At 70.8% G+C, this 22,280-nt stretch carries 20 protein-coding genes; 2 read left to right on the top strand and 18 right to left on the bottom strand.

Translation table 11 applies throughout. From position 1 onward, the window contains the following. Positions 1-18: 18 nt before the first annotated feature. Positions 19-1,251, top strand: a complete 1,233-nt coding sequence (locus tag AB0F56_RS06595; protein WP_362004795.1) for a DUF349 domain-containing protein — start codon at positions 19-21, stop codon at positions 1,249-1,251. A gap of 75 nt (positions 1,252-1,326) precedes the next feature. Here AB0F56_RS06595 and AB0F56_RS06590 read toward each other — a convergent pair whose 3' ends face one another. The 18 genes from AB0F56_RS06590 to pgsA all read right to left on the bottom strand — a co-directional run bounded on the left by AB0F56_RS06590 (position 1,327) and on the right by pgsA (position 19,689). Further along, the gene (locus tag AB0F56_RS06590; protein WP_362004792.1) at positions 1,327-2,475 is read right to left on the bottom strand and encodes a caspase family protein; all 1,149 of its coding nucleotides are present in this window, start codon (positions 2,473-2,475) and stop codon (positions 1,327-1,329) included. Beyond that, a complete protein-coding gene (locus AB0F56_RS06585; protein ID WP_362004790.1) occupies positions 2,456-2,821 on the bottom strand; it encodes a hypothetical protein in 366 nt (121 codons plus the stop codon). The genes AB0F56_RS06590 and AB0F56_RS06585 overlap by 20 nt, the downstream gene beginning before the upstream one ends. A gap of 31 nt (positions 2,822-2,852) precedes the next feature. Then, entirely contained in the window at positions 2,853-4,124 is a 1,272-nt protein-coding gene (locus AB0F56_RS06580) for a serine/threonine-protein kinase (RefSeq protein ID WP_362004787.1), read from the bottom strand. A gap of 160 nt (positions 4,125-4,284) precedes the next feature. Then, on the bottom strand, positions 4,285-6,777 hold the full coding sequence (locus tag AB0F56_RS06575; RefSeq protein ID WP_362004784.1) for a bifunctional (p)ppGpp synthetase/guanosine-3',5'-bis(diphosphate) 3'-pyrophosphohydrolase: 2,493 nt from the start codon (positions 6,775-6,777) through the stop codon (positions 4,285-4,287). Positions 6,778-6,982: 205 nt separating this feature from the next. After that, positions 6,983-7,534, bottom strand: a complete 552-nt coding sequence (locus AB0F56_RS06570) for an adenine phosphoribosyltransferase (protein ID WP_362004781.1) — start codon at positions 7,532-7,534, stop codon at positions 6,983-6,985. After that, positions 7,531-8,631 carry a protein translocase subunit SecF gene (gene secF, locus AB0F56_RS06565; RefSeq protein WP_362004778.1) on the bottom strand — a complete coding sequence of 367 codons (1,101 nt, stop codon included), beginning with the start codon at positions 8,629-8,631 and terminating at the stop codon, positions 7,531-7,533. The genes AB0F56_RS06570 and secF overlap by 4 nt, the downstream gene beginning before the upstream one ends. Position 8,632: 1 nt before the next feature. Further along, a complete protein-coding gene (gene secD / locus AB0F56_RS06560) occupies positions 8,633-10,402 on the bottom strand; it encodes a protein translocase subunit SecD (protein WP_362004775.1) in 1,770 nt (589 codons plus the stop codon). 144 nt (positions 10,403-10,546) lie between these two features. Then, on the bottom strand, positions 10,547-11,011 hold the full coding sequence (yajC, locus tag AB0F56_RS06555) for a preprotein translocase subunit YajC (RefSeq protein ID WP_362004773.1): 465 nt from the start codon (positions 11,009-11,011) through the stop codon (positions 10,547-10,549). A gap of 176 nt (positions 11,012-11,187) precedes the next feature. Next, entirely contained in the window at positions 11,188-12,267 is a 1,080-nt protein-coding gene (ruvB, locus tag AB0F56_RS06550; RefSeq protein WP_362004770.1) for a Holliday junction branch migration DNA helicase RuvB, read from the bottom strand. Between the two features lie 170 nt (positions 12,268-12,437). Continuing rightward, positions 12,438-13,070, bottom strand: a complete 633-nt coding sequence (ruvA, locus tag AB0F56_RS06545) for a Holliday junction branch migration protein RuvA (protein WP_362004766.1) — start codon at positions 13,068-13,070, stop codon at positions 12,438-12,440. Beyond that, positions 13,067-13,609 (bottom strand): crossover junction endodeoxyribonuclease RuvC, encoded by a 543-nt coding sequence (ruvC, locus tag AB0F56_RS06540; RefSeq protein WP_362004764.1) that lies wholly within the window; start codon positions 13,607-13,609, stop codon positions 13,067-13,069. Before ruvC ends, ruvA begins: the two co-directional genes overlap by 4 nt. A 143-nt stretch (positions 13,610-13,752) precedes the next feature. Further along, positions 13,753-14,505: a YebC/PmpR family DNA-binding transcriptional regulator gene (locus tag AB0F56_RS06535; RefSeq protein ID WP_260230384.1), complete on the bottom strand. Its 753-nt coding sequence runs from the start codon at positions 14,503-14,505 to the stop codon at positions 13,753-13,755. A gap of 62 nt (positions 14,506-14,567) precedes the next feature. Then, positions 14,568-15,158, bottom strand: a complete 591-nt coding sequence (gene pdxT / locus AB0F56_RS06530) for a pyridoxal 5'-phosphate synthase glutaminase subunit PdxT (RefSeq protein ID WP_362004760.1) — start codon at positions 15,156-15,158, stop codon at positions 14,568-14,570. Positions 15,159-15,164: 6 nt separating this feature from the next. Beyond that, positions 15,165-16,136 (bottom strand): pyridoxal 5'-phosphate synthase lyase subunit PdxS, encoded by a 972-nt coding sequence (gene pdxS, locus AB0F56_RS06525; protein WP_362004757.1) that lies wholly within the window; start codon positions 16,134-16,136, stop codon positions 15,165-15,167. 74 nt (positions 16,137-16,210) lie between these two features. After that, positions 16,211-16,753 (bottom strand): hypothetical protein, encoded by a 543-nt coding sequence (locus tag AB0F56_RS06520; RefSeq protein ID WP_362004755.1) that lies wholly within the window; start codon positions 16,751-16,753, stop codon positions 16,211-16,213. A 130-nt stretch (positions 16,754-16,883) separates the two neighbouring features. Beyond that, positions 16,884-18,047 (bottom strand): glycosyltransferase family 4 protein, encoded by a 1,164-nt coding sequence (locus AB0F56_RS06515; RefSeq protein WP_362004753.1) that lies wholly within the window; start codon positions 18,045-18,047, stop codon positions 16,884-16,886. Beyond that, positions 18,044-19,012, bottom strand: a complete 969-nt coding sequence (locus tag AB0F56_RS06510; RefSeq protein ID WP_362004750.1) for a phosphatidylinositol mannoside acyltransferase — start codon at positions 19,010-19,012, stop codon at positions 18,044-18,046. Before AB0F56_RS06510 ends, AB0F56_RS06515 begins: the two co-directional genes overlap by 4 nt. Then, positions 19,009-19,689: a phosphatidylinositol phosphate synthase gene (gene pgsA, locus AB0F56_RS06505; RefSeq protein WP_362004747.1), complete on the bottom strand. Its 681-nt coding sequence runs from the start codon at positions 19,687-19,689 to the stop codon at positions 19,009-19,011. The genes AB0F56_RS06510 and pgsA overlap by 4 nt, the downstream gene beginning before the upstream one ends. Before the next feature lie 252 nt (positions 19,690-19,941). On the opposite strand from pgsA, the gene AB0F56_RS06500 reads away from it, so the two are divergent. After that, positions 19,942-22,149 (top strand): elongation factor G-like protein EF-G2, encoded by a 2,208-nt coding sequence (locus tag AB0F56_RS06500; RefSeq protein WP_362004744.1) that lies wholly within the window; start codon positions 19,942-19,944, stop codon positions 22,147-22,149. Positions 22,150-22,280: the final 131 nt, after the last annotated feature.

Genomic DNA, 22,280 nt, shown 5'->3' with positions numbered 1-22,280 from the left:
TCATGTGGAGGAGGCGCTGTGAGCAGCGACCCGTGGGGCCGCGTCGACGAGACGGGCACCGTGTACGTGCGTACTGCCGAGGGCGAGAAGGTCGTCGGATCGTGGCAGGCCGGCACTCCCGAGGAGGCACTGGCCTACTTCGAGCGCAAGTACGAGGGCTTGGTTGTCGAGATCGGCCTCCTCGAGAAGAGGGTGAAGACCACCGACCTCTCGGCGAAGGACGCCACTGTCGCGATCGACCACATCCGGCAGCAGGTGGACGAGCATCACGCCGTGGGTGACCTCGCCGCGCTGGCGACGCGTCTCGACAAGCTGGTCGAGACCGTGGAGTCGCGCCGCGAGGAGCGCAAGGCCCAGAAGGCCAAGCAGGCGGACGAGGCGCGCGGCGCCAAGGAAGCCCTGGTCAAGGAGGCGGAGGAGCTCGCGCAGAGCGAGCAGTGGCGGGCCGCCGGTGAGCGGCTGCGGGCTCTCGTGGACACCTGGAAGGGCCTGCCGCGGCTCGACCGGAAGTCCGACGACGAGCTGTGGCACCGCTTCTCGCACGCCCGCTCGGCGTTCTCCAAGCGCCGCAAGGCGCACTTCGCCTCGCTGGACGCGCAGCGCGAGGACGCCCGCAAGGCCAAGGAGAAGCTGGTCGCCGAGGCGGAGTCGCTGTCGAACTCCACGGACTGGGGCGGCACGGCCGCTCGGTACCGCGAGCTGATGACCGAGTGGAAGGCCGTGGGCCGCGCCCAGCGCGAGCACGAGGACGACCTGTGGAACCGCTTCCGCGGCGCCCAGGACGTGTTCTTCGCCGCGCGCGGTGAGGTCTTCGCCGAGCGCGACGCGGAGCAGACCGAGAACCTCAAGCTGAAGGAGGAGCTCGCGGTCGAGGCCGAGAAGCTGGTGCCCGTGGCGGATCTGAAGGCGGCCCGTGCGGCCTTCCGCTCCATCAACGAGCGCTGGGAGGCCATCGGCCACGTTCCGCGCGACGCCCGGCCGAAGGTCGAGGGCCGGATGCACGCGGTGGAGCGGGCGATCCAGGAGGCCGAGGAGTCGGAGTGGCGCCGGACGAACCCCGAGGCACGCGCGCGTGCGGCGGGTCTGACGGGCCAGCTGCAGGACGCGGTCGACAAGCTCCAGAAGCAGATCGACGCGGCCCGCGCGGCGGGCAACGACACCAAGGCCGACAAGCTGGCGCGTGAGCTGGAGGGCCGTCAGGCACTCCTCGACCAGGCCCTGAAGGGCCTGGAGGAGTTCGGCGGCCGGTAACACCGTCGTCCTTGACGGAAGAGGGCCCCCTCGCGGTGATCACCGTGCACGGGGGCTCTCTGCGTTGCGCGGGTGTCAGGGCTGCCGAGGCGGCTGCGCCGCTCTCTCCACGCTGTCCAGGGCGTGCCGGAGCACCTCGCATGCCTGGCTGTGGTTCCCGGCGGTCTGCAGAAGTTCCGCGAGGCGGCGGCAGACCGTGACCGCTTCGGGCCCGAACCGCTTGTGGGTGTGGTGGAACGCGCTCTCCAGCACCTCGATGGCCTGCTGGTCCTGGCCCGTCTCGGTGAGCAGCTCGGCCAGCTCCAGGTGCACACCGACGGAGTCGCCGTCCGCGTCCGGAACACTGCTCTGGAGGATCATGCGCAGGACCGGCAGCGCGTCGCGTCCCCGTCCGGCGGTCCGGAGGAGACGGGCCAGCTGCAGGCCCGACGAGATCATCGCGGCCTCGACCTCGGCATCGATGACGGGTCCGGCAGACCCTCCCGGTGCCGCTTGGGCACGGTTGCGGACGAGCGGGAGACGGCCGATGTCATTCTCTTGGCTGCGCTGGGGCAGCGGCCGGTTCTTGGAGCGCAGCCGGGCATCCACGGCGCGGTAGAGCGTCTCCAGGTCGAGAGTCTCCGGCTCGTCGGGGAGGCCTCGGGTCAGCACGTGGAGCAGCTCGCCGGTGAATGCCGTGTGGCGTTCACCCTCGGGGGCGAGGGCCACGTGGTCGCGGGGCGAGGCAGTCAGTACGTAGGCGCCTTGGACACCGGCCTGGGCTGCGAGGGCGTGGGGCGAGCTGAGAGTTCGCGCGGCCCGGCCGCTGAAGCAGCAGTCCAGAACGACGATCTTACGGCGGGCCGGGGAGGCGAGAATCGCGGCGCGGAGGTGTCGGTATTCGACCGCCGTATAACCCAGTCCTTCCCGGGAGCCGGTGAGGCCGACGTACAGGTCCGCCGAGTCCGAGTCCCTCAGCCCGTGCCCGCAGTAGTACACGAGCAGGGTGTCCGAGGCCCGTTCTCCTGCGGCATACACCGGATCAAGCAGGGCGGCGGGTGTCTCGGGCTCGACCACCGTGAGAGTGTGCGCACCTGGCAGACCCCACACCGTCGGATCCTGGAGGACGGCCGCGAGGTCCGAGACGTTCGTCTCGACCGCTGGCAGTTGCGGCAGGTGCAGGTAGCTGGAGGTGCCGATCAGTACGGCTGCCGAGGCGGAGGGGTCAGGCAGTCCCCCCGTCATCGGGCCGCCCCTCCGGGCCGGGCTCAACCATCAGTTCGGCGATGGCACGAACGGTCCCCGCGTCCGCGCCGGTCACGGTGACCTCGGTGTCCCCCCGGCGCAGGGTCACGTCGGGCGTCCGGCGGCGGGAGGCGCGCCACTGGCCGATGGCGACGGCCAGCTGGGTGGCGGACAGCCCGCTCGCCACGGTCAGGGAGATGAGGTCGAGCAGGGTCCCCATGTGCTCGGGGCGGGGTGGGGCGGAGCCGGCCAGGACTCCGTGCGCGAAGGGTCCGACTTCGTCGTCGGCCTTGAGCCAGCGCAGGAGTGAGCGCAGCTCGTCCTCGATGTCGGCTGTGCCGGTCACACGCACTTGGATCGTTGTCGACACGTGTTCGTCATCCTCTTCCATGCGGGGTGAGTGCCTGCTGTACACCGGTGGAGACGACACCGAACTTGGCCAGTGCCTCCGGCCCGGCTCCGAGTCGCGCCAGGCAAACGGCCTGCCAGTAGGCACAGGTGAGAGTCGAAGGGTGGTCCGGCCCGTAGGCCGAGCGCCAGACTTCGGCGACCCCGCTGAGCAGGTCCACTGCCTCCTCGAGCGAGCCGCGCAGCACCAGGTTGACGGCCTCGCGCTGCTTCGCCTCCGCGGCCTCCGGCGACATGGCGCGCAAGATGTGGGCACGGGTCAGACTGCTGAGGGTCACGTCCGCCCCATGCCCTGCCGCGGCCCCGTCGCCAGGCCGGACCTCGGGGGCACTCGACGGCGGTGCGGAGCTGGGGACATCCGTCGGGACGACCACGGTTTCCGGGCGGGGGTGGGCGGGGCCTTGAGCGAACTGTCCCAGGGCACGGTCCCGAAGCGCCCCGGTGACAGCCCGGGCGACCAACTGGTCCCCGTGTGCCGGCCGGCTCAGGTCCCCCATCACCTCCGACGGGGCGGGCCGGTCGGCCGGCTCCTTGCTCAGCAATCGGTCAACGAGCCCGGCCAGATCGGCGGGAATCCCCATGTCGCCGGGGAGTGGATCCGGCTGCTCGTGCACGACCTGGTACATGCGCGCGAACGCGTCCCCTCGCCCGAAGGCCGGCCGACCGCTGAGCATCTCGTACAGACAGGTGCCCAGGGCGTACATGTCGGCGGCGGGACCTATGCCCTGCCCTGTGAGCACCTCGGGCGGCATGTAGCCGGGCGTGCCGATGATGGCGCCCGTCGCGGTGAGCCCCTTGGTGTCCAGCAGATGGGCGATCCCGAAGTCCTGGAGAACCACCCGGCCCGTCCTGGTGAGGTGTACGTTTCCGGGCTTGACGTCCCGGTGCAGCACTCCGACTCCGTGTGCCGCGGCGAGCCCGGCGCACATTCCGGCAACCACTTCCCGGACCGTGTCCGATGGCAGCGGGCCGCACTCGGCCAGCAGGCGCCTCAGGTCCACGCCCTCGAGCAGTTCCATGACGAGGTAGGGCTGTTCGTGGTCCACGCCCACGTCGTACACGGCGACGATGTTGGGGTGTGCGATCCGCGCCAGCGCCTGGGCCTCGCGCCGTAGGCGCGTCCGCATGTCGCCCGAAGCGAAGTCGGACCGGATCAGCTTCACGGCGACCCTGCGGTCGAGCGTGGTGTCGAGGGCTTCCCAGACCTCGCCCATTCCGCCGGCCCCGAGCTGCGACAGCATACGGAATCGCCCGCTGATCATGTTCGACCGCTCAGCCACTCCCGCCCCCGTAGTGCACACGTCTCGGCCCCAACTCGCCTGCGCCTCAAGCATATTGGGTTACCAAAGAGAAAGGGGCCCCGTAGCGAACGCACGGAACCCCTTCTCCAGGCGTGGGCCGTTACGGCCGGCGGGCCGACGTCACGCGGTAGACGTCGTAGACGCCCTCCACGCCGCGGACGGCCTTCAGGACGTGGCCGAGGTGCTTCGGGTCGCCCATTTCGAAGGTGAAGCGGGAGGTGGCCACCCGGTCGCGGGAGGTCTGGACGGCCGCCGACAGGATGTTGACGTGCTGGTCCGACAGGACGCGCGTGACGTCCGAGAGCAGCCGGGACCGGTCCAGGGCCTCGACCTGGATGGCCACCAGGAAGACCGAGGACTGGGTGGGCGCCCACTCGACCTCGAGGATCCGCTCCGGCTCGCGCGAGAGCGAGTCGACGTTGACGCAGTCGCTGCGGTGCACCGAGACGCCGCTGCCGCGGGTGACGAAGCCGATGATCGGGTCGCCGGGTACGGGCGTGCAGCAGCGGGCCAGCTTGACCCAGACGTCCTCGACGCCCTTGACGACGACACCGGGGTCGGCGCTGGAGCGGCGCTTGGAGCGGCCGCGCGTGGGCGGTGCGGTCTCGGCGATGTCCTCGGTGGCGGCCTCCTCGCCGCCGAGCGCCTGGACCAGCTTCTGGACGATGGACTGGGCGGTGACATGGCCCTCGCCGATCGCCGCGTACAGCGAGGAGATGTCGCTGTAGCGCATCTCGTGGGCGAGGGTGACGAGCGAGTCGCCGGTCAGGATCCGCTGGATCGGCAGGTTCTGCTTGCGCATGGCCCGCGCGATGGCGTCCTTGCCCTGCTCGATCGCCTCGTCGCGGCGCTCCTTGGAGAACCAGGCGCGGATCTTGTTGCGGGCGCGCGGCGACTTGACGAAGCCCAGCCAGTCGCGGGACGGCCCGGCGCCGGCGGCCTTGGAGGTGAAGACCTCGACCAGGTCGCCGTTGTCGAGGGTCGACTCCAGCGGGACGAGCCGGCCGTTGACCCGGGCCCCTATGGTGCGGTGGCCGACCTCGGTGTGGACGGCGTAGGAGAAGTCCACGGGGGTGGCCCCGGCGGGCAGCGCTATGACGTCGCCCTTGGGGGTGAAGACGAAGACCTCGTTGCGCGACAGGTCGAAGCGCAGGGACTCCAGGAACTCGCCCGGGTCCTCGGTCTCCTTCTGCCAGTCGAGCAGCTGGCGCAGCCACGCCATGTCGTTGAGGTGGTCGTCCTTGCCGGCGCTCTTCGGCACGTCGGTGCGCACCTTGGAGGCCCCGGCGGAGGGGTCCTGCTTGTACTTCCAGTGCGCGGCGATGCCGTACTCGGCGCGGCGGTGCATGTCGAACGTACGGATCTGCAGCTCGACGGGCTTGCCGTTGGGTCCGATGACCGTCGTGTGCAGCGACTGGTACATGTTGAACTTCGGCATCGCGATGTAGTCCTTGAACCGGCCGGGGACCGGGTTCCATCGCGCGTGGACGGTGCCGAGGGCCGCGTAGCAGTCGCGGACGGTGTCCACGAGGACACGGATGCCGACCAGGTCGTAGATCTCCGCGAAGTCACGGCCGCGGACGATCATCTTCTGGTAGACGCTGTAGTAGTGCTTCGGGCGGCCGGTGACGGTGGCCTTGATGCGGGCGGCGCGCAGGTCGGTCTGGACCTCGTCGGTCACTATGGCGAGGTACTCGTCGCGCTTGGGGGCGCGCTCGGCGACGAGGCGGACGATCTCGTCGTACATCTTGGGGTAGAGGATCGCGAAGGCGAGGTCCTCCAGCTCCCACTTGATGGTGTTCATGCCCAGGCGGTGGGCCAGGGGCGCGTAGATCTCGAGGGTCTCGCGGGCCTTCTTCTCCTGCTTCTCCCGCTTGAGGTAGCGCATGGTGCGCATGTTGTGCAGGCGGTCGGCGAGCTTGATGACCAGGACGCGCGGGTCCTTGGCCATGGCGACGACCATCTTGCGGACGGTCTCGGCCTGCGCGGCCTCGCCGAACTTGACCTTGTCGAGCTTGGTGACGCCGTCGACGAGGAGGGCGACCTGGTCGCCGAAGTCGCGGCGGAGGGTGTCGAGGCCGTACTCGGTGTCCTCGACGGTGTCGTGCAGCAGACCGGCCATCAGCGTCGCCGGGTCCATGCCCAGCTCGGCGAGGATCGTGGTGACGGCGAGCGGGTGCGTGATGTACGGGTCGCCGCTCTTGCGCTTCTGGCCGCGGTGCCAGCGCTCGGCGACCTGGTAGGCGCGCTCGACCTGGCGGAGGGTCGCCGTCTCGATCTTCGGGTCGTTGGAGCGGACGATCCGGAGCAGCGGTTCGAGGACCGGGTTGTACGGGGAGGAGCGCTGCACGCCGAGCCGGGCGAGGCGGGCGCGCACGCGGTTGGAGGAGCCGCCGGAGCGGGTGGCGGGGGTGGGCGCGGGCTTCGGCGTGGGGGCGGCCGGTGCGGGGGCCGGTGCCGGGGCGGGGGCCACGGGCGTGGGCCTGCTCTCCGCGGGCTTGTTCTGGGGCGTCGCGGTTCCGCCTGACGCAACGGCCTTCTCGGCCTTCGGGTCGGGCTGCGCGGCGGAGAGTGGCTGGGCCTCGTCTGGCAAGAGCGCTCCTCGTGCGGTACCGGGTCCCCCGGTCAGGCCCGGAAAGGCCATGGTATCGACCCGGGGGCCGCCATGCTCACGCGTGCGAGTGGTGAGACGGGCGCCACGCGCCCGTGGGCCCCGTTCCGGGACATACCGGGAGAACGGCGAGGGCGCCCCGGGGATTCCCCGGGGCGCCCTCTCACCACTGGCGGGTGCCGTGGTGTCAGACCGTGATCAGCGCCTCCAGCGGAGCGCCGCCCAGCGCGGGCTCCAGGCGGGCGCGGCCGGGCAGGAAGCCCAGCTCCATGAGGACGGCGACGCCCGCGACCTCGGCCCCGGCGCGCCGGATGAGCTCGATGGACGCCTCGGCGGTGCCGCCGGTGGCGAGGACGTCGTCGATGACCATGACGCGGTCACCCGCGGCCAGGTCCTCGGCGTGCACCTCGATCTCGGCGGTGCCGTACTCCAGCTCGTACGCCTGCCGCAGGGTCGCTCCGGGGAGCTTTCCGGCCTTGCGGACCGGGACGAAGCCGAGGCCCGCGCGGACGGCGACCGGCGCGGCCAGGATGAAGCCACGCGCCTCGAGGCCGACGATCTTCGTCGCACCGTGCGTGGCGCACAGCGCGGCGAGGCTGTCGGTCAGCGCGGTGAACGCCACCGGGTCCGCGAGCAGCGGCGTGATGTCCTTGAACAGCACGCCCGGCTTCGGGTAGTCGGGGACGTCCCGGATCCTGCTGAGGAGCAGGGCGGTGGTGTCCTGGGCCTCCGCGGTCATCCGCGCTGCTCCGACGCCCGGCCACGACGGCCGCGCTGGCCGACGACCGCGCTGCGGTCGTCGTCCTCGTCGAAGGCGTCACGGTGCTCGTCCGCGTCGGCGTCCTCCAGGCTCTCGCCCTTGGCTGCCGCCGACGCCCGCTTGGCGAGCACGCGCTTCTTGAGGGCCTTGATCGCCGGCTCGCGCTCCTTGAGGTCGGCGACGAGCGGGGTGGCGATGAAGATCGAGGAGTACGCACCGGCGGCGAGACCGACGAAGAGCGACAGCGAGATGTCGTTCAGCATGCCGGCGCCGAGGACGCCACCACCGATGAAGAGCAGACCGGCGACCGGCAGCAGGGCGACGACGGTGGTGTTGATCGAGCGGACCAGGGTGCCGTTGATCGAGCGGTTGGCCAGCTCGCTGTACGTGTACCGGGTCTGCTTGGTGATGTCCTTCGTCTGTTCCTTGAGGGAGTCGAAGACGACGACGGTGTCGTACAGCGAATAGCCGAGGATCGTCAGCAGACCGATGACCGTACCGACCGTGACCTCGAATCCGACCAGTGTGTAGATGCCGACGGTGATGGTCAGGTCGTGGATCAGGGCGATGAGCGCCGCGACCGCCATTCTCCACTCGAAGGCGATGGCGAGATAGATGACCACCAGGATCATGAAGACCGCGAGACCGGTCCATGCCTTGTTGGCGATCTGCTCGCCCCAGCTGGGGCCGACCAACTCCGCCGCGATCTTGTTCTCGGCGATGTTGAGGTCCTTGGCGAGCTCGGCACGGACCTTGTCGGACTGCGAGGTGTCGAGACCGCCGACCTGGATGCGCAGCGCGCCGCTGCCGAGCTTCTGCACCACCGCTTCGTGGCCGGAGGCCTCTTCCGCGTACTCCTGGGCCTGGGAGACCGAGACCTCGGACTTCGGGGTGGTGAAGACGGCACCGCCCTGGAACTCGATGCCCATGTTCAGGCCGCGGACGGCCAGCGCCACGATCGCCGTGATGGTGATCAGGATGGAGATGCCGTACCAGAGCTTGCGGTTGCCGATGAAGTCGTAGGCGACCTCACCGCGGTTCAGCCGGGCGCCGAGACTGTCGCGCTTCTTCGCCATCTCACGCCTCCTTCGGGTGGTCGACGGGGGCGTTGGTACGGCGGGAGCGGCGCAGCGGCGGCTTGGCGCCGAGGCGCTTCGGGTCGAGGCCGGACCAGGCGTGACCGCCGCCGTAGAACTTGGTCCGGGCGAGCAGCGTCATCAGCGGCTTGGTGAAGAGGAACACCACGACGACGTCGAGCAGGGTGGTCAGACCGAGGGTGAACGCGAAGCCCTGGACCTTGCCGACGGTGACGACGAAGAGCACGGCGGCAGCGAGGAACGACACGAAGTCGGAGACCAGGATCGTGCGGCGGGCACGCGGCCAGGCGCGCTCGACGGCCGGGCGCAGGTTGCGGCCCTCGCGGACCTCGTCGCGGATGCGTTCGAAGTAGACGATGAACGAGTCGGCGGTGATACCGATGGCGACGATGGCACCACAGACGGCCGGCAGGTTCAGCGCGAAGCCGATGGCCGGGCCGAGCAGGGACATGATCACGTACGTCAGCAGGGCCGAGGCACCGAGGCTGAGCAGGGCGATCAGGGAGAGTCCCCGGTAGTAGACCACCAGGTAGAGGACGACCAGACCGAGGCCGATGGCACCGGCGATCAGACCGGCCTCCAGCTGCTCACCACCGAGGGCGGCGGTGACGGTGTCGACGCTCTGGGTCTCGAAGGAGAGCGGCAGGGCGCCGTAGGACAGGATGTTGCCGAGGTCCTGGGCGGACTGCTGGTTGAAGCTGCCGGAGATCTCCGCGTTGGCGCTCAGCGTCGTCCGCACGGACGGGGCCGAGACGACCTCGCCGTCCAGGACGATGGCGAACTGGTTCTGCGGCTCCTGCTGCTGCGACAGCTTGCTGGTGATCTTCGAGAACTTCTTGGCGCCCTCGTCCGTGAACTCCATGTTCACGATCCACATGCCGCGCTGCTGGTCGAAGGTGCCCTGGGCGTCGTCGACGTCGGTGCCGTCCACCTCGGCCGGGCCGAGGATGTACTTCTCCCACTGGCCGATCGAGTTCTTGCCGCAGGCGACGACCGAGTCCTCGGGCTTGGTGCCCTGGGCGGCGGCGGACCGCTGCTTCGGGTCGAGGCAGTTCAGGGTGGCGAACTTCTGCTCGAGGGCGGAGGTCGCGGGGTCGGCACTCGGGGTGCCGGTGGGCTTCGGGGTCTCGGAGCCCTTGGCGGAGCCGCTCGGGGTGGGCGTCGGGCTCGGGGCCTTCAGGGCCTCGGAGACCGCGCGGCCCTGGGTGGAGGAGCTCGCCGACGGCGTGGCCGACTTCCCGTCCTTGCCCTTGTCCGCCGTCGCGCCGGAAGCCGAGGGCTTCGGCGACGTGGAGGAGCTGGCGCTCGGCGCCGGCTGCTCGGCGGCCGCGGACGGCGCGTAGGTCACGACGGGCCGGAAGTAGAGCTGAGCGGTCGTACCGACCTGCTCACGGGCCTGCTTCTCGTTCACACCCCGGGGGATGTTGACGATGATGTTCTCGCGGCCCTGCGTCTGGACCTCGGCCTCGGAGACACCCAGACCGTTGACACGGCGGTCGATGATGCCGACCGCGGTGTTCATGTTGGTCTCGTTGACGGCGTCTTCCTTGCCGGGCTCGGCCTTCGCCTTGAGCGTGATCGACGTACCACCGGCGAGGTCGATGCCCAGCCTCGGCGTGGTGTGGCCGGACCAGAACATACCGCCCGTGAGCGCGACCATGGCGATAAGGATCAGAGCCAGGGCACGCCCCGGCCTGCTCTGGCCCCCCGGGCCCCCCGCCGGCCTTCGGCCCTTCTTCGGTGCTGCCACCTTGTCGTTTCTCCCTGTCCAACCGTCCCGCGCCGGGTGTGCGCGGTACGGCCACGATGTGTGTGTGGGGACCTGCCCCCGCAGACCTGCAACCGTGCCGGGGACCGCGGACGCCTGTGGGCGATCCGCGGTCCCCGGTCGCGACTACTTCGCCTCGGTCTCGCCGTCCGTCTTGCCGTCCTTCTTGACCTCGGCGTCGGCCTCGACGGCCTCGACCTTCTTGGTCAGGTCCGGCTTGGTGTCCTCGACGACCTCGGCCGGCTCCCCCGCCTCCGACTCGGTCAGCGAGGACGCGTCGTCCGGGACGACCGTCTCGGCGTCCGGCTCGTCGCCGTGGACGATGCGGTTGTACTCGTCGTCGGGGAGAACGGCGCCGATCGCGTTCTTGGCGTAGACGGCGTGGACGCCGGGCGCGACCTCGAGGAGGACGGTCTCGTCGGCGATCTCCTTGACGGTGGCGTACATCCCCCCGATCGTCCGCACACCGGTGCCGGGCTGCATCTCGTCGCGCATCTGCGCGGCCGCCTGCTGCTTCTTCTTCGCAGAGCGGGTCATCAGGAACATGGCCCCGATGAGGACGATGAAGGGGAGGAGGGTCACGATACTCACGGGACGGGTTTCCTTCGCACGGACGCGGAGAACCCGCGGCCTGATCTTCGGGGGTGGGCGCGCCGACCAGAAAGGTCGGCATCGGCGGAGTCTAGGCGAGTCCGCATCATTGGAACAACGTCCAGCATCGCACCGTGGTTCCTCGTCCGACCAGTCTCCGCGCCGTCACCGCGTCGTCACGCCCCGAAGAGCCCCTGTTGTCCGCTTCCTGGCGCGCCCGGGGCCGCTGCCTGCGGCGGAACCAGTCCGAGATGTGTCCATGCGGCGGGAGTGGCGACCCGACCACGGGGCGTGCGGGCCAGGAGACCTTCGCGTACGAGGAAGGGCTCGGCGACCTCCTCGACGGTCTCCCGCTCCTCCCCCACGGCGACCGCGAGGGTCGACAGGCCGACGGGACCGCCGCCGAAGAGCTTGAGGAGGGCCTCCAGGACGCCGCGGTCGAGCCGGTCCAGGCCGCGGCTGTCCACCTCGTAGACGCCGAGCGCGGCGGCGGCGATGTCCTGGGTGATCACGCCGTCGGCCCTGACCTGGGCGTAGTCGCGGACGCGGCGCAGGAGGCGGTTGGCGATCCGGGGGGTGCCGCGGGAGCGGCCGGCGATCTCGGCGGCTCCGGCGGTGTCGATCTCGACGTCGAGGAGTCCGGCCGAGCGGTGGATGACGCGCTCCAGCTCGGAGGGGGCGTAGAACTCCATGTGGCCGGTGAATCCGAAGCGGTCCCGGAGCGGGGGCGGCAGGAGCCCGGCCCGGGTGGTGGCGCCGACCAGGGTGAAGGGCGGCAGCTCCAGGGGGATGGCGGTGGCGCCGGGGCCCTTGCCGACGATGACGTCGACGCGGAAGTCCTCCATCGCCATGTAGAGCATCTCCTCGGCGGGCCGGGACATCCGGTGGATCTCGTCGAGGAAGAGGATCTCGCCCTCCTGGAGGGAGGAGAGGATCGCGGCGAGGTCGCCGGCGTGCTGGATGGCGGGGCCGGAGGTGATCCGGATCGGGGCGTTCATCTCGGCCGCGATGATCATCGAGAGGGTGGTCTTGCCGAGGCCGGGGGCGCCGGAGAGCAGGACGTGGTCGGCGGTGGCGCCGCGCTGGCGGGCGGCCTTGAGGACGAGGTCGAGCTGCTGGCGGACCTTCTCCTGGCCGACGAACTCGTTGAGGTCCTTGGGGCGCAGCGCCGCCTCGACGGCCTGGTCGTCACCCTCGGCGGCCGCGGCGACGATGCGCTCGTCGGTGGGCGGTGCGGTGTCGTCGTCCCAGTTCACGTGGTCTGCCTTCGTGGTGGTGGTGCGGTGGTGGTGTGCGGGTGGGGGGCGCCTGCGGCGGGCCCTTTCCCCACCCCGCCCCTTCCCGAACCGGGGCTCCGCCCCAGACCCCGCGCCTCAATCGCCGGCGAGGCTGATTCTGGCTGGGTGGGGAAAGGCGCCCCGCACGGTTATCTGGCGCGGTTCAGGGTCTGGAGGGCCGCTCGGAGGAGTTGGGGGACCGGGGGCGTGCCGCCCGCGGCGATCGCCGCTTCCGCCTGCGGGGTCACCGCCGCCACCGCGTCCTCCGCCTCGCGCGACGCGTAGCCGAGGCCGATCAGCGCCGCGGAGAGCTGCTCCGTCCACGGCACCGGGCCGGAGGCCACCGCGCGCTGGGCGCCGACGAGGCCGCTGGTGCCCAGCGGGGCGCCGAGCTTGTCCTTCAGTTCCAGGAGGATCTTCTGCGCGCCCTTCTTCCCGATGCCCGGGACGGCCGTGAGCGCCTTCTCGTCACCCGTGGCGACGGCGAGCCGCAGCGCGTCCGGGCTGTGCACGCCGAGCATGGCCTGGGCGAGGCGCGGACCGACACCGCTCGCGGTCTGGAGCAGTTCGAAGACCTGACGTTCGTCGTCGTCGGCGAAGCCGTACAGCGTCAGGGAGTCCTCCCGGACCACCAACGACGTGGCGAGCCTGGCCTCCTGACCGATCCTCAGCCTGGCGATGGTGTTCGGCGTGCACTGGACGGCCATGCCGACACCACCGACCTCGACGACCGCGGTGGTGGGGGCGAGCGCGGCGACCGGGCCGCTGACGAAGGCGATCATGCGGAACGGCCTTTCGATGCGTGGTGTGCGTGGTGCGCGGCGACCGCCTGCTGCAGGCGGTTCTGGGCCGGAGCCCGCCAGATGTGGCAGATGGCGAGGGCGAGGGCGTCCGCCGCGTCGGCCGGTTTCGGCGGGGCGGAGAGCCGCAGCAGCCGGGTCACCATGGCGCCGACCTGCGCCTTGTCGGCCCGTCCGCTGCCGGTGACGGCGGCCTTGATCTCGCTGGGGGTGTGCAGGGCGACGGGGATGCCGCGGCGGGAGGCGCAGAGCATGGCGACCGCGCTGGCCTGGGCGGTACCCATGACCGTGCGGACGTTGTGCTGGCTGAACACCCGCTCCACGGCGACCAGTTCGGGCGAGAACCGGTCGAGCCACTCCTCGATGCCCCGCTCGATGGCGACGAGCCGGAGGCCGGTCTCCGCGTCCGCCGGGGTCCGTACGACCCCGACGCCGAGCATGGTCAGCGGACGGCCGGCCACCCCCTCGACGACACCGATACCGCACCGGGTCAGCCCCGGGTCCACCCCGAGCACGCGCACCTGAGCCCCTCCCTGGACCGTACGTCGACCTGTATTCGTCAATCTGTTTGTGCAGGCTATCCGCTGGCACTGACAACGCCGCACAAACGGCGGCGGGCCGACGGGGGTGTGTCCCCGTCGGCCCGCCGTCCGAGCGATCGACCTCAGGCGTCGACCTTCTCCATGACCTCGTCGCTGACGTCGAAGTTGGCGAAGACGTTCTGCACGTCGTCGCTGTCCTCCAGTGCGTCGATCAGCTTGAAGATCTTGCGCGCGCCCTCCTCGTCCAGCTCGACCTGCATGGTCGGCAGGAAGTTGGAGTCCGCCGAGTCGTAGTCGATACCGGCCTCCTGGAGGGCGGTACGGACGGCGACCATGTCGGTGGCCTCGCTGATCACCTCGAAGCTCTCACCGAGGTCGTTGACCTCTTCGGCACCCGCGTCGAGGACGGCGCCGAGGACGTCGTCCTCGGTGAGCTCGCCCTTGGGCAGCACGATGACGCCCTTGCGGTTGAACAGGTACGAGACCGAGCCCGGGTCCGCCATGGAGCCGCCGTTGCGGGTCATGGCGACGCGGACGTCGGAGGCGGCACGGTTGCGGTTGTCGGTGAGGCACTCGATGAGCACCGCGACACCGTTCGGGCCGTAGCCCTCGTACATGATCGTCTCGTAGTCGACGCCGCCGGCCTCGAGGCCGCCGCCGCGCTTGATCGCCGAGTCGATGTTCTTGTTCGGGACCGAGCTCTTCTTCGCCTTCTGCACGGCGTCGAAGAGGGTCGGGTTGCCGTCCAGGTCGGCGCCGCCGGTCCGGGCGGCGACCTCGATGTTCTTGATCAGCTTCGCGAAGAGCTTGCCGCGCTTGGCGTCGATCACGGCCTTCTTGTGCTTCGTCGTAGCCCATTTAGAGTGGCCGGACATCTGCCTGTCTCCTTCGCGTAACCAATTTCTGAACGAACCCCAGAGATCCTACCGGGACCTCGTCACACCGCGGCGCGCACCATGTCGACGAACAGGGCGTGGATGCGGTGGTCACCGGTGAGCTCCGGGTGGAACGAGGTCGCCAGGGCCCGGCCCTGTCGTACGGCGACGATGTGGCCCTCGTGCTCGGCGAGCACCTCGACCTCGGCGCCGACGGACTCGACCCACGGGGCACGGATGAAGACGCCCTCGACGGGGCCGTCCTCGATCCCCCGCACGGCGACGCCCGCCTCGAAGGACTCGTTCTGCCGCCCGAAGGCGTTGCGGCGGACGATCATGTCGATGCCGCCGAAGGTCTCCTGGCCCGAGCGCGGGTCGAGGATCTTGTTCGCGAGCATGATCAGGCCGGCGCAGGTGCCGTAGACCGGCAGGCCGGCGGCGATGCGCTCGCGCAGCGGCTCCATCAGGCCGAAGAGGTCGGCCAGCTTGGAGATGGTGGTGGACTCGCCGCCGGGTATGACGAGGCCGTCGACCTCGGCGAGCTCCTCGGGGCGCCGGACCGGCCTGGCCACGGCGTCAGCCGCGGCCAGGGCGATCAGGTGCTCCCGTACGTCGCCCTGGAGGGCCAGGACACCGATCACGGGATTGGTCATGAGTGATTACCAGCCGCGGTTGGCGTAGCGCTCGGACTCGGGGAGGGTGTCGCAGTTGATGCCGACCATGGCCTCGCCCAGGTTGCGGGAGGCGTCCGCGATGATCTTCGGGTCGTCGTAGAAGGTGGTGGCCTTCACGATGGCGGCGGCGCGCTTGGCCGGGTCGCCGGACTTGAAGATGCCGGAGCCGACGAAGACGCCCTCGGCGCCGAGCTGGCGCATCAGCGCGGCGTCGGCGGGGGTGGCGACACCACCGGCGGAGAAGAGGACCACCGGCAGCTTGCCCAGCTCGGAGACCTCCTTGACGAGCTCGTACGGGGCGCGCAGCTCCTTGGCGGCGGCGTACAGCTCGTTGTTGTCGAAGCCGCGCAGCTTGGCGATCTCGTTCTTGATCTGGCGCAGGTGGCGGACGGCCTCGACGACGTTGCCGGTGCCGGCCTCGCCCTTGGAGCGGATCATGGCCGCGCCCTCGGCGATGCGGCGCAGGGCCTCGCCCAGGTTGGTGGCGCCACAGACGAAGGGGGTCGTGAAGGCCCACTTGTCGGAGTGGTTGATCTCGTCGGCCGGGGTGAGGACCTCGGACTCGTCGATGTAGTCGACGCCGAGGGACTGCAGGACCTGGGCCTCGACGAAGTGGCCGATGCGGGACTTGGCCATGACGGGGATGGAGACCGCGCCGATGATCTCCTCGATCATGTTCGGGTCGGACATCCGGGCCACGCCGCCGTCCTTGCGGATGTCGGCGGGGACCCGCTCCAGGGCCATGACGGCCACGGCGCCGGCGTCCTCGGCGATCTTCGCCTGCTCGGCGTTGACCACGTCCATGATCACGCCGCCCTTGAGCTGCTCGGCCATGCCGCGCTTGACGCGCGAGGTGCCGATCGCCGAGGAATCTGCAGACTGGGTGCTGTTGGGAAGCGTGGTGGACACGGGGACCTCACTCGTGAAAGCGGTGCTGAGACAAGAGTGAGGAAACATTCCTCCACCAGTCCACATCAAGGGCCAATGTGGAGCCGGTGGATCGTTTTCGTTGTTTTCGCAGGTGACGGGGGTCAGGCCGGGCGATCGGCAAGGGCGACGGGCGGTTCGTCGTCCATTTCGAAGGCCAGCGGGAAGGGGGCGTGGCCCGCGAGCCGGAACCAGCGCACCTTGCGGTGGCGGCGCAGCGCCCGCGCGGCGCGCACGGCGTCGTTGTGGAACCTGCGGGCCATCGGTACGCGGCGTACGGCCGCCGCGAGTTCGCCCGCCGCCTCCTCGCCGCCCGGGGCCTCCCGTACCGCCTCGACCTGCTCGGGCTCGCCGAACACGGCGCGCAGCGCCTGGCTCAGCTCGCTCTCGGCGACCTCACGGTGATCCTCCTCGGCCTGCCGGGCGGCGTGGGCGGCCTCGTAGAGCACGATCGAGGCGGCCGGGTCGAGCACGCCGGACGTGGCCAGCTCCTGGGCGACCGAGGCGCGGCGCAGCAGCTGGGCGTCGAGGGCGGCGCGCGCCGCGTCGATCCGCGCGTGCAGCCGGTCGAGACGGCCGGCGGTCCAGCTGAGGTACATGCCGATCGCGATCAGCGCGACGACGGTCCAGATCAGGGTTTGGGTCACGGGCGCACAGGCTACCGGGGCGGCGGTGACGACCGGAATTGGCACCGGTTGTGGGCATCTGTTCCGGCGGGTGGAGCAGGCCGGTGGGTGTCTGCTGGAACAGACACCCACCGGCCGCGCCAAGGGCCCCCTAGTCCCGCGACGCCAGTCCCAACCGCGCCCGCAGGCCCACGCGTTCGTCCGTCGCGACCGAGGCCGCGCCGTCCGTCACCGTCTCGTAGACCGCGAGGATGTCCGCGCCCACCGTCGACCAGTCGAAGCGCCGTACGTGCGCGCTGCCGCGCTTGCGCAGCTCCTTGCGCCGGGCCTCGTCCCCGAGCAGCCGGATCGCCGCGTCCGCCAGGGCGTCCGCGTCCTCGTTGGCGAAGAGTTCGCCCGCCGCGCCCTGGTCCAGGACCTGGGCGAAGGCGTCCAGGTCCGAGGCGAGGACCGGCGCTCCCGCCGACAGCGCCTCGACCAGGATGATCCCGAAGCTCTCGCCGCCGGTGTTCGGCGCCACGTACACGTCGACGCTGCGCAGCAGCCGCGCCTTGTCCTCGTCGCTGACCATCCCGAGGAACTGGACCCGTTCCCGCATCTCGCGCGGCAGCGAGGCCACCGCCTCCACCTCGTCGCCGCGCCCGGCGACCAGGAGCCGTGCCCCGGGCCGTTCCGCGAAGATCTTCGGGAGCGCCTTGACCAGGACCGGGAGGCCCTTCCTCGGCTCGTCGATCCGGCCGATGAAGCCCAGGGTCTCGCCCTGCCACTCCTCCTTCGGCTCGGCCCGCGCGAAGAAGTCGACGTCGACGCCGTTGGGGATGACGACCGCGTCGCCGCCGAGGTGCTCGACCAGGGTGCGCCGCGCGTACTCGCTCACCGCGATCCGCGCGCTGATCTTCTCGAGCGCGGGCTGCAGGATCGGGTACGCGGCGATCATCGCCCGCGAGCGCGGGTTCGACGTGTGGAAGGTGGCGACGATCGGCCCCTGCGCCGCCCAGCAGCTCAGCAGGCCGAGCGAGGGCGAGGCCGGCTCGTGGATGTGGATGACGTCGAAGGTGCCGTCGTGCAGCCAGCGCCGTACCCGCGCCGCCGACAGGAAGCCGAAGTTCAGCCGCGCCACCGAGCCGTTGTACGGCACCGGTACGGCGCGCCCCGCCGAGACGACGTACGGCGGCAGCGGTGTCTCGTCGTCGGCGGGGGCGAGCACCGAGACCTCGTGGCCGAGCCTGATCAGGTGCTCGGCGAGGTCCCGGATGTGGAACTGGACGCCACCCGGCACGTCCCACGAGTACGGACAGACGATGCCGATCTTCATGGCCGTCGCTCCTCGTCGAGCGGCGGACGCTCCTCGCCGCCCGTTGGGCGCTCCGCGTCGAGCGGCGGGCGCTCCTCCAGGTCCTTCAGCCACAGCCGCTGCAGCATGTGCCAGTCCTCCGGGTGGTCCGCGATGCCGGTGGCGAAGGCGTCGGCCAGCGCCTGTGTCATCACAGACGTCTTCTCGGCCCGCGTACCTGACTCGGGTACGTCGACGGGCGGGTGGATCAGCCCCTTCATGACCGGCGTCTCGTCGTACCAGAGCGTCACCGGCAGCAGCAGCGCGCCCGTCTGCTGGGCGAGCAGCGCGGGGCCTGCCGGCATCCGTGCCGTCTCCCCGAAGAAGGTGACCTCGGTGCCCGAGGCCGACAGGTCGCGGTCGGCGACCAGGCAGATCAGGCCGCCGTCCCGCAGCCGCCGCGCCAGCGTCCCGAAGGCGGAGCCCCCGGAGTGCGGCAGGACCTCCATGCCCAGCGACTCGCGGTAGGCGACGAACCGGTCGTACAGCGTCTCCGGCTTGAGCCGCTCTGCGACCGTCGTGAACGGCACGCCGAGCGAGCGGGTGACCCACACGCCGGCGAGGTCCCAGTTGGCCAGGTGCGGGAGGGCGAGTATGACGCCCCGGCCGGAGGCGAGACCGTCCTCGAGGTAGTGGACGCCCTTGATGTCGATGCCGCTGTCGACCCGTTCCTTGCTCCACGTCGGCAGCCGGAAGGACTCCATCCAGTACCGCATGTACGAGCGCATGCCGGCCTGCGACAGCTCCGCGAGGCGCGCGGGCGTGGCGTCGGGCACCACGCGCGCGAGGTTCGACTCGAGCCGCAGCACGCTCTTGCCGCGCCGCCTCCAGGCGGTGTCGGCGATCCGCCGACCGAGCCCGGCGGCCACCGGCTCCGGCAGCTTCTTCACGGTCGCCCAGCCGAGCCCGTACAGGGAATCGGTCAACCGGTCCTTCATCCCGCTCATGACGTCGCCTCGTTCCCCCGCGCACCGGGCGCGTCCGTGACGGCGGCCGCGTCGGCCTCCGCCGACTCCCGCCGTACGGTGACCACCCGCTGGCCGAGGGTCACCGCGCTCCCCACGGCCACGATCCACAGCGCGATCGGCAGCAGGACGTCGACGCCGGGCACGCCGAAGGCGTGGAGTCCGGCGAGGCCCGCGGCGACCAGCGAGATCACGAGCCGCTCGGCCCGCTCCACCAGGCCGTTCACGGCGACCGGCAGGCCGATCGATTCTCCGCGCGCCTTGGTGTACGAGACGACCTGACCGCTGGCCAGGCAGAAGATGGAGACCGCGCACAGCACGTTGTCGTTGCCGGTACCCGCGTACCAGAGCGCGAAGCCCCCGAAGATGGCGCCGTCGGCGACCCGGTCGAGGGTCGAGTCGAGGAACGCGCCCCAGCGGCTGGAGATCCCCGCCTGCCGGGCCATGTTGCCGTCGACCAGGTCGGAGAAGACGAAGACGGTGATGACGATCGTGCCCCAGAAGAACTCTCCCCTGGGGAAGAAGACCAGGGCTCCCGCCATCACTCCGGCCGTGCCGATGAGCGTGACCGCGTCGGGGCTCACGCCCCGGCGGAGCAGAAACGCGGCGAACGGTGTGAGGACACGCGTAAAAAAGGCACGCGCGTACTTGTTCAGCATGGCCTTCCCGAGGTTCGGTGGGCCGCGCGGCCCCTACGACCACCGGCCCGCCCATCGTAGCCAGCGCGGCTCCCGCCGGACCGCCGGGCACCCGCCGGTCGCGTCGCGTACGACGTATGGACGCACCATGACGTCGGTGCAAAGCTCGAAGGACAACCGCGGGCACCTCCGGAGCTGCCCAGCGTCTCCCCCTGCGCCCGCGCCCCGCCTCACCGTGCGAGCGAGCGGTGCAAGCGATCGGGAGGACCCATCATGGGCGACAAGGCGAACGCACACTCCGGGGCCGCCGGCAGGGCTCCGACGGCCGACCGGCCCTCGGCCGTACGGAACGTGGTGCTGGTCGGCCACAGCGGATCGGGAAAGACGACCCTCGTCGAGGCGCTCGCGCTGACCGCAGGGGCGGTCAACCGGGCGGGGCGGGTCGAGGACGGCGGGACGATCTCGGACCACGACGAGATCGAGCACCGCCAGCAACGTTCCGTACAGCTCTCGCTCGTCCCTCTCGAATGGGGCGGGTGCAAGATCAACCTCCTCGACACACCGGGATACGCCGACTTCGTCGGGGAGCTGAGGGCCGGTCTGCGCGCGGCGGACGCGGCCCTCTTCGTCGTCTCGGCCGCCCAGGAGGCCGAGGCGATCGCCGGGTCGACCCGCATGGTGTGGGAGGAGTGCGCGGCCGTCGGCATGCCCCGCGCGATCGTCGTCACGCATCTGGAGACCGCGCGCACCGGCTTCGACGAGCTGACGGCCGTCTGCTCCGAGGTCCTCGGCGGGGACGACCCCGACGCCGTACTCCCCCTGTATCTGCCGCTGTACGGAGCCGAGGCGCCGGACGGGCACGCGCCGACCACCGGTCTGGTCGGGCTGCTCTCGGAGCGGATCTTCGACTACTCCTCGGGCGAGCGGCAGGAGAGCCCGCCGGACGACACCCAGCGGCCGCTGATCGCCGAGGCCCGCAACCGGCTCATCGAGGGGATCATCGCGGAGAGCGAGGACGAGACCCTCATGGACCGCTATCTCGGCGGCGAGGAGATCGACATCAAGTCGCTGATCGACGACCTGGAGAAGGCCGTCGCCCGGGGCACCTTCCATCCGGTGCTCGCCGCGGCGCCCGCCTCGGACGGGGCGAAGCAGGGGCTCGGCACCGTCGAACTGCTGGAGCTGATCACGGGCGGCTTCCCGACCCCGCTGGAGCGCGAGGCCCCGGCCGTGACCACGCCGGACGGCATCCCGAGGCCCGCGGTCACCTGCGACCCCGACGGGCCGCTGGTCGCCGAGGTCGTCAAGACCGCCTCCGACCCGTACGTCGGCCGGATCTCGCTGGTACGGGTCTTCTCCGGCACCCTGCGTCCGGACGAGACGGTGCATGTGTCGGGGCACGGCCTCGCCGACCGGGGCCACGAGGACCATGACGTCGACGAGCGGGTCGGTGCGCTGACCTCCCCCTTCGGCAAGCAGCAGCGCCAGCTGGGGCAGTGCATCGCGGGCGACCTCGCGTGCGTGGCCAAGCTGGGGCGCGCGGAGACCGGTGACACGCTCTCCGGCAAGGACGATCCGCTCCTGATGGAGCCCTGGACGATGCCCGATCCGCTGCTGCCGCTCGCGATCGAGGCGCACAGCAAGGCCGACGAGGACCGGCTCTCGCAGGGGCTCGCCCGGCTCGTCGCCGAGGACCCGACCATGCGCCTGGAACAGAACCAGGACACCCACCAGGTCGTCCTGTGGTGCCTGGGCGAGGCGCACATGGACGTGGCTCTGGAGCGGCTGCGCAGCCGGTACGGGGTCCGGGTCGACGCCGTTCCGCACAAGGTCGCCCTCCGGGAGACCTTCGGGGGGCCGTCGGCGGGGCGGGGCAGGCACGTCAAACAGTCCGGTGGCCACGGCCAGTACGCGATCTGCGAGATCGACGTCGAGCCGCTGCCCGCGGGCAGCGGGATCGAGTTCGTCGACAAGGTGGTCGGAGGGGCGGTTCCGCGCCAGTTCATCCCGTCGGTCGAGAAGGGCGTCCGGGCGCAGGCCGCGCGCGGGGTCGCGGCCGGCCATCCGCTGGTCGACGTACGGATCACGCTGCGGGACGGCAAGGCGCACTCGGTCGACTCCTCCGACGCCGCCTTCCAGACCGCCGGCGCCCTGGCGCTGCGCGAGGCGGCGGCCGAGGCGAGCATCCGGCTCCTGGAACCGGTCACCGAGGTGCGGGTGCTCGTCCCCGACGAGTACGTGGGGCCGGTGATGAGCGACCTGTCCGGCCGGCGCGGCCGCGTCGTCGGCACCGAACAGGCGGGCCCCGGGCGGACGTTGGTGCGCGCGGAGGTGCCCGAGATCGAGATCGGCCGGTACGCGGTCGACCTCCGGCAGATCTCGCACGGCACCGGCCGCTTCGACCGCTCGTACGCCCGTCACGAACCGATGCCGCCCCAACTCGCGGAGAAGATCCGCGAACAGGCGGAGAAGGGATCCTGAGGGCTCGTAAGAACTCCTGAGGGCTCCTGCTCCTGAGAGCTCGTAAGCACTCCTGAGGATTCCTGAGGACTCCTGAGGACTCCTGGGAGCCTCCACCGACGACCGAATGCCGCCCGTCCAACTCCCCTCAG

Origin of the sequence: Streptomyces sp. NPDC026092 (assembly GCF_040638605.1) — a bacterium.
Classification (GTDB): Bacteria; Actinomycetota; Actinomycetes; order Streptomycetales; family Streptomycetaceae; genus Streptomyces.
This window is presented reverse-complemented; position numbering and strand designations above follow the sequence as displayed.